Raw genomic sequence first — 11,109 nt, 5'->3', positions numbered from 1 at the left:
TGGGCCTGCTCTAGAAGGCCCGCTCCAGCACCCACCGTCCGCCGGTTCCCTCCCGGGGCCCGGGGGGGGGGGGGCGGGCCCCCCCCCCCCCCCCCCCCCCCCCCCCCCCCCCCCCCGCGCGGGCGCGCCCCCCCCCCCCCCCCCCCCCCCCCCCCGGGGGGCGCCCCCCCCCCCGCCCCCCCCCACGGCCATGGAGCCAAGTCGCTCGACGCATCGCGCCAGTGTGGCTGACGATCCGTCAATTATGAAGGGGTGAGCGCGGGAGGTCTCAGTCGGAGATCAGGCCCTCGCGGAGCTGGGCCAGGGTGCGGGTGAGGAGGCGGGAGACGTGCATCTGCGAGATGCCGACCTCCTCGCCGATCTGCGACTGGGTCATGTTGGCGAAGAAGCGCAGCATGATGATCCGGCGCTCGCGAGGCGGGAGTTTGGCGAGCAGCGGCTTCAGCGACTCGCGGTACTCGACGCCCTCCAGGGCCGTGTCCTCGTAGCCGAGGCGGTCCGCGAGGGAGCCCTCGCCGCCGTCGTCCTCGGGGGCCGGGGAGTCGAGGGAGGAGGCCGTGTAGGCGTTGCCGACCGCGAGGCCGTCGACGACGTCCTCCTCCGACACGCCCAGGACCGCGGCGAGCTCGGCGACGGTCGGCGAGCGGTCGAGCTTCTGGGAGAGCTCGTCGCTGGCCTTGGTGAGGGCCAGGCGCAGCTCCTGGAGGCGCCGCGGGACGCGGACGGACCACGAGGTGTCACGGAAGAACCGCTTGATCTCGCCCACGACCGTCGGCATCGCGAACGTCGGGAACTCCACACCGCGTTCGCAGTCGAAGCGGTCGATCGCCTTGATCAGGCCGATGGTGCCGACCTGGACGATGTCCTCCATCGGCTCGTTGCGGGAGCGGAAGCGGGCCGCCGCGTACCGCACGAGCGGGAGGTTGAGCTCGATGAGAGTGTCCCGGACGTAGGCACGCTCGGGGCTGTTCTCGCCGAGTGCGGCGAGCCGCAGGAACAGGGAGCGGGACAGGGTGCGGGTGTCGATGGCTCCCGATGTCTCGGGGGCCGCCGGGACGGCTTCGAGGGCCGGAGCGGCATCGGGGGCCGGGAGGGCCGGGACATCGTGAAGCGCGTCGGGCGCGGATTCGCTCTTCGTGAGCGTGAGCACCTTCGAGCTGCCCTGGTCTGCGGACATGCCACCCCCTTTGGGTCGCGGACGGTAGCGGCGGACGCTCCCGTCGGAGGAACGCAGCCTCCACCTGAATACCGGAGGCGGGGCTGCGCCAAACGCTCTTCCGGCAGAATGTCACATGTCGGCAACACGCTGTAGTGACATGTCGACATGGAGGGGGTGAATCGGCCCTGGAAAAGGGGGGTCTGGCAGTTTTTCGACGCTGAACTGTCGGAAAAGGGGACGTTGAGCGATTCGCTCTTGCCGGTTACGCCTCGATCCTGTTTGCGGATCGAAGTCGTGCGAAGCTCCGGGCGAGTAGCCTTGACACATGCATCTGGGAGACTCCCAGCTCGGCACTGATCTGCGACTGCGTCAGATTGCTGTAGTAGCGAAGGAGAAGGATCCGCTGCTCGCGCTCGGGCAGTTGTACGAGGAGATGGCGGACGAGGTCGCGGTGTTCGACCCCGTCGAGGGCCGGGTCCTCGTAGCCGAGCCGGTCGAGCAGTCCGGGCAGCCCGTCACCCTCCTGGGCGGCTTCGAGGGAGGTCGCGTGGTACGAGCGTCCGGCCTCGATGCAGGACAGCACCTCCTCCTCGGTGATGCGCAGCCGCTCGGCGATCTCCGCGGTCGACGGGGAGCGCCCGAAGGCCGTCGTCAGGTCCTCCGTCGCGCTGTTCACCTGCACCCACAGCTCGTGCAGCCGGCGGGGTACGTGGACGGTGCGGACGTTGTCGCGGAAGTACCGCTTGATCTCGCCGACGACGGTCGGCATCGCGAAGGTCGGGAACTGCACGCCCCGGTCGGGGTCGAAGCGGTCGATCGCGTTGATCAGGCCGATGGTGCCGACCTGGACCACGTCCTCCATCGGCTCGTTGCGGGAGCGGAAGCGGGCGGCCGCGTACCGCACGAGCGGCAGGTTCGCCTCGATGAGCGCCCCGCGTACGCGGTCGTGCTCCGTGGTGCCCGGCTCCAGCGTCTTGAGCTGGCCGAAGAGCAGCTGGGTGAGGGCCCGGGTGTCGGCGCCGCGGCGTCGCTCAGGGGTGGCCTGCTCGGGGGTGACGCGTTCGTGGGCGATGTGCTCCGGGGTGAGGGGTTCCGTGGCGGCGCGTTCCGAGGTGACACGTTCCGAGGTGACACGTTCCTGGGCGAGGGGTTCCGTGGCGATGTGTTCCTTGGGGATTTCCTGTGGCGGTGCTTGAGGCGCAGTACTGGCCGGCACGGTCAACTCCACCTCTATGATCCGTCAGATCCATCAACTCATCCGTCAAAAGCGGTCATAGCATCACAAGACATGTGCACTGTGTGCAAGCACCGTATAACCCCGTGTTGAACAGGATTTAGGGAGAGTTGGGGCATACGAAACGCAAAAGCCCCCGCCGGATTCCGGCGAGGGGCCCAGAGCGTGTCGGCTCGGATCGGTTCAGAACGGATAGTCGGCGATCACCCAGGTCGCGAACTCGCGCCACAGCGCGACGCCCGCCTGGTGCGCCGGATGCTCCAAGTACCGCTTCAGGGCGTCGGTGTCGTCGACCGCGGAGTTGATCGCGAAGTCGTACGCGACGGGCCGGTCGGTGATGTTCCAGCCGCACTCCCAGAACCGCAGCTCGGGGATCTGGTCGCCGAGCGGGCGGAAGGCGGCCACGCCCGCGACGACGCGGGGGTCGTCACGCTCGACGCCTTCGTTGAGCTTGAAGAGGACCAGATGGCGGATCACGGGTACTCCCTGGTGGTACGGGCCGTGCGGGGGCGGCCGATCAGTTCTTGGCCCCGTCGGCGATCCACGTCATGAAGTCGCCGATGGACCGGGCGGCGGTCGAAATGCCCTCGAACCCTATCTGGACGTAATCGGCCGCCTTCGCCGGATCCGTGATGATCACGTAGAGCGCGAAGACCACGAGTATGTAGACGGCGATCTTCTTCGAATTCACCGCCATCGCGGCCTCCCCTGTGACTGCTGCGCCCACTGGGCCCCGTGTGCCGGCGGCGAGTGTAACCTTCACCCCACTTTTTTGGACCAACGGCCCGCTGGCCGAGGTCCTTTGCCGTACGCACGAAGGGCCCCGTCTTGCGACGGGGCCCTTCTCAAGCGGTAGCGGAGGGATTTGAACCCTCGGTGACTTGCGCCACACTCGCTTTCGAGGCGAGCTCCTTCGGCCGCTCGGACACGCTACCGAGGGAGACCCTACCCCAAGGTGGGCCGTGGTCTGAAATCCGTTTCCCGCCGCCCCATGGAGTCAGCGGTCGCGGAAGAAACGCGTGAGCAGACTCGCGCACTCGTCCTCGAGTACGCCCCCGATCACCTCGGGGCGGTGGTTGAGCCGGCGGTCGCGTACGAGGTCCCAGACGGAACCGACCGCGCCCGCCTTCTCGTCGCGGGCGCCGTAGACGACCCGGTCCACCCGGGACTGGACGAGCGCGCCCGCGCACATCGTGCAGGGCTCCAGAGTGACGACGAGCGTGCAGCCGGCCAGCCGCCACTCGCCGAGCCGCTGGGCGGCCCCGCGGATCGCGAGCACCTCGGCGTGCGCCGTCGGATCGCCCGTGGCCTCGCGCTCGTTGTGTGCGGTCGCGAGCACCGTCGTACCGTCCGTGGACAGCACGACGGCGCCGACGGGAACATCCCCGCCCTGGACGGCCCGGTGGGCCTCGTCCAGGGCGAGCCGCATCGCGGCCCGCCAGCGGTCGCGTACCGGATCTGCCGGATCTGCTGGAAAGGTCTCTTTTGTCGGGCTCACCCGGGAAATCTATCGGGCTCGCCAGGGAAACCGCCTCCCCCGGAACCGCGGGAGCCGGGCCCTGCCTTCCGGATCGGGTCCTGGGGCCCGTCCGGCGGATCAGGCCCTAGCGGACGGTCTCCAGGACCTCTGCCGCTCCCAGGGCTTCGGCGATCGTGCTGAGCGCGTCGCCTTCGTCCAGGGCGAGCAGTTCCTTCTCGCTCACACCGAGGTCGGCGAGGATCTCGCGGTCCCCGACGGGGCTGTGCGAGACGATCTCGCCGGAGACGCTCTCCTCCTCCTCGTCGTCCTCGGAGTCGTCTGCGTCGTCGGGTTCACCGTCCTCGGTGCCGTCCAGGTCGAGGGAATCCAGGTCGGCGTCGTCGTCGCCGGGATCCCGTCCTAGTAGTTCGTCCGTGAGCAGGATCTCGCCGTACGAGCTGCGGGCAGCGGCTGCGGCGTCCGAGACGTAGATGCGAGGGTCCTCCTCACCGTCCACGCGGACGACGCCGAACCACGCGTCCTCCTGCTCGATGAGTACGAGCACCGTGTCCTCCTCCGAGGCTTCACGGGCCAGATCGGTCAGATCCGACAGGGTCTCCACATCGTCGAGCTCTGTGTCGCTCGCTTCCCACCCGTCTTCGGTGCGCGCGAGCAGTGCGGCGAAGTACACCGTGACTCTCCCACTGGTCATAGGCGTGCCGGTTGGGGGTCCCCCCGGCGGAGGTCGATTGGGCGGGGAGTGCTGCTCCGAGACCCCACCCACTCGGAATCGTGGCAGAAACAGAGCGTTCAGGGGACGTCTTCGGCCTGCTGTGTCTGCCTCTTTTGATCGCTAACAGCGGATCGTACGCGGCCCTCGGCGTCGTGTGTGCATGTCCCCGCCCTCACGGCGTGGGCGGGACACCAAGGAGCTACTGAAGGACTACCAAAGGACTACCAAAGGAGCCACTGGAGGAGCTGCCAAAGGAGCTACCAACGGAAGGTGCGGGCGACCTTGGCGCGGCGGGGCTGGACGCGGTCGCGCAGCTCGCGCGCCTCGGTGAGATCCCGGAGGAACTGGGCCCGGCGCCGCCGGCGCTCGGCGTCCGTCTCCGGCTGCCCGATCCGTTCGGACCGTGCGGATTGTTCGGCCCGTTCGGATGGTTCGACGCGGCGAAGTCGTCCCGTCCGTTCGGCCCCATCGGCCCCATCCGCCCGTTCGGCCCCCTCGGCTCGTCCGCGTCGGTCCAGCTGCTCCGGGGACTCCTTTTCCCGGTCCGGCATAGGCCCACCACCCCAGGTACGTCCCTACCGCCTTCCCTCTGACGGGCGGTTTGATGCCAGCGCGAGGGACACGGGGGCACGGCTACTGTTATGGGCATGCGTCTCCACGTCGTCGACCACCCCCTGGTCGCCCATAAGCTCACCACCCTGCGCGACCGGCGCACCGACTCCGCGACCTTCCGGCGGCTCGCCGACGAGCTGGTCACCCTGCTCGCCTACGAGGCCACCCGCGACGTGCGCACCGAGCAGGTCGACATCGTGACCCCGGTCGCCCCCACCACGGGCGTCAAGCTGTCCTACCCGCGCCCGCTGGTCGTGCCGATCCTGCGCGCGGGCCTCGGCATGCTCGACGGCATGGTGCGGCTGCTGCCGACCGCCGAGGTGGGCTTCCTGGGCATGGTGCGCGACGAGGAGACGCTCCAGGCGTCCACGTACGCGACCCGGATGCCGGACGACCTCTCAGGGCGCCAGGTGTACGTCCTCGACCCGATGCTGGCAACCGGCGGCACGCTCGTCGCGGCGATCCAGGAGCTGATCAAGCGCGGCGCCGACGACGTCACCGCCGTGGTGCTGCTCGCCGCCCCGGAGGGCGTCGAGGTCATGGAGCGCGAGCTGGCGGGCACGCCGGTGACGGTCGTGACCGCGTCGGTCGACGAACGGCTCAACGAGCACGGTTACATCGTGCCGGGGCTGGGCGACGCGGGGGACCGGATGTACGGGGCGGCCGAGTAGGGTCCGGCACCTGCGCGGGACCTGGTTCCCGCATCTGCGCGGGACCTGCCACGGCCCTACGGGACCGTCGCGGCCCTACGGGGCCTGCGATCGCCCCTCGGGCCCTCAGCGGCCTTGCCGGGGCCGTCCAGGGGTTCCGGGGTAGCGGTCGGCTCCGAACGATCAGCGGTCTCACGAAGGCTGTCTGCGGTCCCTACGGGGCTGCCGACAGCCTTCGCCGTTCAGCAGCTCTTCGGAGAGGCGGACGCGGCCGGCCGGGGCCCGGACAGGGTGGCCAGGGCCTTGTCGGCGTCCTCCTTCTTCGTGAGGCTCTTGAAGGCGTTGCCGATGATCAGGTCGACCCGGTCGGCCTGGGCGCGGCCGTCCGTCTTCACCTCGGCGCCGGACAACTGCGTGCCCAGCACCGGCAGCGCCGCCTGTGCGGCCCCCTTGGCGCCGAGCAGTATCCCGGCGCCGTTGACCTTCTTGTCGTACGCGGCCGTCGCGTTGCCCACGTCGCCGATGCGGAACCCGCGCTTCTTCAGCTCGTCCGCCGTCTGCTTGGCGAGCCCGCTGCGCGGCGTGGCGTTGAGGACGTTGACGGTGATCTGCCCGGGCCTGGGCAGTGTCCCGGCGGCGGTGGACGTCGTGGACGCCGTGCTCGCCTTGGTCGACGGGCCGGTCTTGGACGTGCAGTCGCCCTTCGTACCGGCGGCTGTGGCCTTGTCGCCCTTGCCCGTGAAGACGTCGATGAGCTGCAGGGTTCCCCACCCGATCAGCCCGAGCGCGGTGACGGAGGCGATGACCAGGAACACGAGCCTGCGACGCCCCCGGGGTCGGCGCATCCGTGGGTATTTGTCCCCCGTGATCCGGTACTGGCCGCCCATGCCAGGGGGAGTGAGCATGCTCATGGGCGCAGCGTAGTGTGCCGCGGCGGTGATTCCTACTAAATGATCATCGGACGAGGTTCAGTCCAACCCAAAAGGGTCAACGAGCGAGGATCTTGGGCCTCAAGGAGGCCCTCGCGTCCCAGGCGCCCGGTCCCGGCCGAGTTCATCTCGATCGAGTCAGTCGAGTTCGAGCACGCGTGCGTGGAGCACCTGGCGCTGTTGCAGCGCGGCGCGTACGGCGCGGTGCAGGCCGTCCTCGAGGTACAGGTCGCCCTGCCACTTCACTACGTGCGCGAACAGGTCTCCGTAGAACGTGGAGTCCTCGGCGAGGAGGGTCTCCAGGTCCAACTGGCCCTTGGTCGTCACGAGCTGATCGAGGCGGACCGGGCGCGGCGCGACATCCGCCCACTGCCGGGTGCTTTCCCGGCCGTGGTCGGGGTACGGCCGTCCGTTTCCGATGCGCTTGAAGATCACACGGAAAGCCTACCGGCCCAGACCTTCCGGGCGCAGCCATGGCGACGTAGTGCGACGCTGGAAAAGACGCCGTAAATCAGTGCAAATCGGGAACAGGGGCCTGATATGAGCGACAGCGAAGCACCTCCCGTGGTGGCACCCGAAGGTGTGAGCGGCGCCCGCGGGCTCCCCCAGGAGGCCCTGGAGATCGCCTCCGGTTACGCGTTCGCCGGACCCGCGCTCGACCTGGGTGCCCTGATCTGGGACGGGAGGTGTCTGCCGGACGCCCGGATCCGCATTCCGCTGCCCGTGCTCAACCGGCACGGGCTGGTCGCCGGAGCCACCGGCACCGGCAAGACCAAGACGCTGCAGCTGATTGCCGAACAGTTGTCCGCGCAGGGCGTGCCGGTGTTCCTCGCCGACATCAAGGGTGATGTCTCCGGGATCTCGGCGCCGGGCGTGTCGAACGACAAGGTGCTGGCACGTGCCCAGGAGGTGCACCAGGAGTGGACGCCGACCGCCTGCCCGGCCGAGTTCTACGCGCTCGGCGGCATGGGCAAGGGCATCCCCGTACGGGCGACCGTCACCAGCTTCGGCCCGGTGCTGCTCTCCAAGGTGCTCCAGCTGAACCAGACCCAGGAGCAGTCGCTCGGCCTGATCTTCCACTACGCCGACCAGAAGGGTCTTGAACTGTTCGACCTCAAGGACCTGCGGGCCGTCGTCACCTTCTTGACCTCGGACGAGGGCAAGGCGGAGCTGAAGGGCATCGGTGGACTGTCGCCCGCGACGGCGGGTGTGATCCTGCGCTCCCTGACCGCCTTCGAGGCGCAGGGCATGAGCCCGTTCTTCGGGGAGCCGGAGTTCGACACGAGCGAGCTGCTGCGGACGGCGTCGGACGGGCGCGGGACGGTGTCCGTCCTCGAACTCCCCGAGGTCCAGGACAAACCGCAGCTCTTTTCGACCTTCCTGATGTGGATGCTCGCCGATCTCTTCCACGACCTGCCGGAGGTCGGCGACATCGACAAGCCGAAACTGGTCTTCTTCTTCGACGAGGCGCACCTGCTCTTCACCGGCGCGTCGAAGGCCTTCCTGGAGTCGATCACCCAGACCGTGCGGCTCATTCGTTCGAAGGGGGTCGGTGTCTTCTTCGTGACGCAGACCCCGAAGGACGTGCCGTCCGACGTCCTCGCGCAGCTCGGCAACCGCGTCCAGCACGCGTTGCGCGCGTTCACCCCGGACGACCAGAAAGCGCTGAAGGCCACGGTGAAGACCTTCCCCAACTCCGCGTACGACCTGGAGGAGGTCCTCACCGGCATCGGCACCGGTGAGGCCGTGGTGACCGTGCTGAGCGAGAAGGGCGCGCCGACGCCGGTCGCGGCGACCCGGCTGCGGGCCCCGCAGTCCCTGATGGGCCCTGTCGATCCGGCCGCGCTGGACCGGGCGGTGCAGGCGTCCCCGCTGTACGGGCGTTACGCGCAGGCGGTCGACCGCGAGTCCGCGTACGAGAAGCTCGCGGCGCGGGACGCGGCAGCCGCGCAGGCCGCCGCCCAGGGGGCCGCGGAGGCCGGGCGGGCGCCCGCGAAGGGCGGTGGCCGGGCGAAGGAGGAACCCTCGGTCGTCGAACAGGTCGTCGGCAGCGGGATCTTCAAGTCCCTGGCACGGTCGATGGGCACGCAGATCGGCAGGGAGATCACCCGCTCCCTCTTCGGGACGGCTCGGCGCAGGCGGTAGCCGGTAGCCGGTAGCCGGTAGCCGGTGGTTGGTGGTCAGTTTTTGATGTCTGTCAGTTGTCAGTTGTCAGTTGTCATCCGTCAGGCGGTGAGGCGACCGCCCCGCCCACGGGCGGGACGGTCGCCTCACCGTTCCCCTAGCTGTTTCCGTGCTCCTTGGGCGGGGGCGCCTGCATCTGCCGGGCGTCCGGTGCGGGCCTGGGCTCGGGCTGCGGCTTGGGCGTGTTGCGGACGGCTTCCGCGCGCAGGAGGGCGCGCAGGACCGCGTACGGGTCGGTGGGCATGGCTGTGTCCTTGCGTTCGCTTGGTTCACTGACTGGCTGGTGGGGACGGTCCGGAGGCCGGGCCGGGCCTGTCAGCAGCGCAGGACCACGGAGCGCAGGGCGTGCAGCGTGCGGGAGTGCGACGGCGGTACGTGACGGGGGCGGGGCGCCGGCTCCGGGCAGTCGGGAGCGGTCGGCGCGGGGTGCAGCGGGGCGAGGGGGCGGTGGTCCTGCCGGGCGGGCGGGCGAAGGGCCGTGTCGAGTACGTCGTGTTCGGCGCCGCAGCCCGCTTCGGCGGAGGCCACGACGGCGGTCGGGGCGAGGGCGTCGACGTGGGCGCCCGCCGCGAGGATCGTGACGACGAGGAGCGTGAGAACCCGCATCCACGCGTGCCGGTGCGGCGGGCGCGGCCGGCGGTGCGGAGAGGAGCTCATAGGAGGTCGTGTCCCCATCCGGAGTGGGTGGTTCATCGGGTCGGCGCCGAGATCCGCCCTCATGGGCTACGGGAGAGGCGCGGAGTTGACGTACGGCGTGGACTCGGCGTGCGGTCAGACGACGGCGGGGATGTGCTTGACCCGGCCGCGGATCACGAACGACGTGACGATTTCCGTGACGCCGACCGCGATGAGCCAGCAGCCGCCGACGAGGGTGAGGACGGCGACCGAGGTGAACGGGGACACGATGAGGACGATCCCCGCGAGGAAACTGACGATCCCGAGGAAGATCTGCCAGCCGCGGGCCGGCACGGTCGGGTCGGACGCGGCGGCCAGGGTCTGGGTGATGCCGCGGAACAGCCAGCCGATGCCGATCCACAGGGCGAGCAGGAGGGTCGACTGCATCGGGCCGCGGAAGCAGAACAGGCCGAGCAGGATCGAGAGGGCGCCGCTGATGAAGGCCATGACGCGCAGCGAGGTCGCGACGTGGGTGCCGAACGCGGCGACGAGCTGGAGTACGCCGCTGAAGAGCAGGTAGAGGCCGAAGAGCACGCCTGCGGCCAGCAGGGAGGCGCCCGGCCAGACCAGCACCAGCACGCCCAGGACGAAGGCCGCGATGCCGGCGAGCAGGACGGCTTGCCAGGCGCTGCGGGCGATGAAGTGCAGGGGTCCTTCGGGGGTGACGCGTGGCTCGCGGTCGTGGACGTGGCGGTCGTCGTACTGCGGGCCTTGGTGGGGGGCGTTCGGTACCTCGCTCATGTTTCATGCTTTGGCCGCGTGGGGCCGCTCTGCCACCGCGGTGACCCATCCGACGGACCCACGCCCCCGCCGCGCCTGCCCCCCGCGCAGTTCCCCGTGCCCCTCAGGAGCGCCGCGGCGGGGCGCGGGTAGTGGTGCGCTACTTGCCGGAGGCCTTCGCCTGGGCCTTCATTTCCTGTTTGTGGGCGCGGACCTTCGCCAGGGACTCCGGCCCGGTGATGTCGGCGACGGAGCGGAAGGAGTCCGGCTCGCCGTACGCCCCCGCCGCCTCGCGCCAGCCCTTGGGCCGCACACCGAACTGCTTGCCGAGCAGGGCCAGGAAGATCTGGGCCTTCTGGGCGCCGAACCCGGGCAGTTCCTTGAGCCGCCGCAGCAGCTCCTCGCCGCTCTTGACGCCGTCCCAGACCTTGGCCGCGTCCCCGTCGTAGTGCTCCACGAGGTACTGGCACAGCTGCTGGATCCGCTTGGCCATGGACCCGGGATAGCGATGCACGGCCGGCTTCGCCGTGAGCAGCGCGGCGAACTTCTCCGGGTCGTACGCGGCGATCTCGTGTGCGTCCAACTCGTCCGCCGCCATGCGCGAGGCGATCGTGCGCGGTCCCTTGAACGCCCACTCCATCGGCACCTGCTGGTCCAGCAGCATCCCGGTCAGGGCGGCGAGGGGACTGCGGCTGAGCAACGCGTCCGCTTCGGGATCCTGGGCGATGTGAAGGCTGACGTCCATGCCTCGATG

15 protein-coding genes and 1 tRNA gene are annotated in these 11,109 nt (G+C 69.8%); 2 read left to right on the top strand and 14 right to left on the bottom strand.

Annotated features, from left to right (window positions below; genetic code table 11):
- Positions 1–268: 268 nt before the first annotated feature.
- From ACIRA5_RS46205 to ACIRA5_RS46170, 8 genes are all read right to left on the bottom strand, one after another.
- A complete protein-coding gene (locus tag ACIRA5_RS46205) occupies positions 269–1,177 on the bottom strand; it encodes an RNA polymerase sigma factor SigF (RefSeq protein ID WP_054235068.1) in 909 nt (302 codons plus the stop codon).
- 244 nt (positions 1,178–1,421) lie between these two features.
- A complete protein-coding gene (locus ACIRA5_RS46200) occupies positions 1,422–2,231 on the bottom strand; it encodes an RNA polymerase sigma factor SigF (RefSeq protein WP_403702387.1) in 810 nt (269 codons plus the stop codon).
- A 345-nt stretch (positions 2,232–2,576) separates the two neighbouring features.
- On the bottom strand, positions 2,577–2,870 hold the full coding sequence (locus ACIRA5_RS46195) for a Dabb family protein (protein WP_403702365.1): 294 nt from the start codon (positions 2,868–2,870) through the stop codon (positions 2,577–2,579).
- A 40-nt stretch (positions 2,871–2,910) separates the two neighbouring features.
- Positions 2,911–3,090 (bottom strand): hypothetical protein, encoded by a 180-nt coding sequence (locus ACIRA5_RS46190; RefSeq protein WP_067377012.1) that lies wholly within the window; start codon positions 3,088–3,090, stop codon positions 2,911–2,913.
- Positions 3,091–3,243: 153 nt separating this feature from the next.
- Positions 3,244–3,328, bottom strand: a tRNA-Ser gene (locus ACIRA5_RS46185).
- A 62-nt stretch (positions 3,329–3,390) separates the two neighbouring features.
- On the bottom strand, positions 3,391–3,822 hold the full coding sequence (gene tadA / locus ACIRA5_RS46180) for a tRNA adenosine(34) deaminase TadA (protein WP_352050509.1): 432 nt from the start codon (positions 3,820–3,822) through the stop codon (positions 3,391–3,393).
- Between the two features lie 175 nt (positions 3,823–3,997).
- Positions 3,998–4,543, bottom strand: a complete 546-nt coding sequence (locus tag ACIRA5_RS46175) for a hypothetical protein (RefSeq protein ID WP_403702384.1) — start codon at positions 4,541–4,543, stop codon at positions 3,998–4,000.
- Between the two features lie 299 nt (positions 4,544–4,842).
- Positions 4,843–5,136 carry a hypothetical protein gene (locus ACIRA5_RS46170; protein ID WP_403702362.1) on the bottom strand — a complete coding sequence of 98 codons (294 nt, stop codon included), beginning with the start codon at positions 5,134–5,136 and terminating at the stop codon, positions 4,843–4,845.
- A gap of 96 nt (positions 5,137–5,232) precedes the next feature.
- Between ACIRA5_RS46170 and upp the strand changes: the two genes are divergently transcribed.
- Positions 5,233–5,868, top strand: a complete 636-nt coding sequence (upp, locus tag ACIRA5_RS46165) for a uracil phosphoribosyltransferase (RefSeq protein ID WP_054235115.1) — start codon at positions 5,233–5,235, stop codon at positions 5,866–5,868.
- A 221-nt stretch (positions 5,869–6,089) separates the two neighbouring features.
- Here the strand turns inward: upp and ACIRA5_RS46160 are convergent, their stop codons facing one another.
- Both ACIRA5_RS46160 and ACIRA5_RS46155 read right to left on the bottom strand, forming a co-directional pair.
- Complete coding sequence (locus ACIRA5_RS46160; RefSeq protein ID WP_403702381.1) at positions 6,090–6,734, bottom strand: LytR C-terminal domain-containing protein; 645 nt, start codon at positions 6,732–6,734, stop codon at positions 6,090–6,092.
- 180 nt (positions 6,735–6,914) lie between these two features.
- A complete protein-coding gene (locus tag ACIRA5_RS46155; RefSeq protein WP_003999914.1) occupies positions 6,915–7,211 on the bottom strand; it encodes a type II toxin-antitoxin system VapB family antitoxin in 297 nt (98 codons plus the stop codon).
- A gap of 105 nt (positions 7,212–7,316) precedes the next feature.
- Here ACIRA5_RS46155 and ACIRA5_RS46150 point away from each other — a divergent pair, with 105 nt between their 5' ends.
- Positions 7,317–8,921 (top strand): helicase HerA-like domain-containing protein, encoded by a 1,605-nt coding sequence (locus ACIRA5_RS46150; RefSeq protein WP_403702360.1) that lies wholly within the window; start codon positions 7,317–7,319, stop codon positions 8,919–8,921.
- Between the two features lie 136 nt (positions 8,922–9,057).
- On the opposite strand, the gene ACIRA5_RS46145 is transcribed toward ACIRA5_RS46150, so the two are convergent.
- The 4 genes from ACIRA5_RS46145 to ACIRA5_RS46130 form a co-directional block, all read right to left on the bottom strand.
- Entirely contained in the window at positions 9,058–9,204 is a 147-nt protein-coding gene (locus ACIRA5_RS46145) for a hypothetical protein (RefSeq protein ID WP_403702357.1), read from the bottom strand.
- A gap of 71 nt (positions 9,205–9,275) precedes the next feature.
- A complete protein-coding gene (locus tag ACIRA5_RS46140; RefSeq protein ID WP_403702354.1) occupies positions 9,276–9,617 on the bottom strand; it encodes a hypothetical protein in 342 nt (113 codons plus the stop codon).
- 114 nt (positions 9,618–9,731) lie between these two features.
- The gene (locus ACIRA5_RS46135) at positions 9,732–10,376 is read right to left on the bottom strand and encodes an HdeD family acid-resistance protein (RefSeq protein WP_403702351.1); all 645 of its coding nucleotides are present in this window, start codon (positions 10,374–10,376) and stop codon (positions 9,732–9,734) included.
- A 139-nt stretch (positions 10,377–10,515) separates the two neighbouring features.
- On the bottom strand, positions 10,516–11,100 hold the full coding sequence (locus ACIRA5_RS46130) for an HhH-GPD-type base excision DNA repair protein (RefSeq protein WP_403702349.1): 585 nt from the start codon (positions 11,098–11,100) through the stop codon (positions 10,516–10,518).
- Positions 11,101–11,109: the final 9 nt, after the last annotated feature.

The sequence above is a fragment of the Streptomyces sp. NPDC096311 genome, assembly GCF_044763085.1.
Lineage (GTDB): Bacteria > Actinomycetota > Actinomycetes > Streptomycetales > Streptomycetaceae > Streptomyces.
The sequence above is the reverse complement of the archived record's forward strand: the minus strand, read 5'-3'. Positions and strand labels throughout refer to the sequence as shown.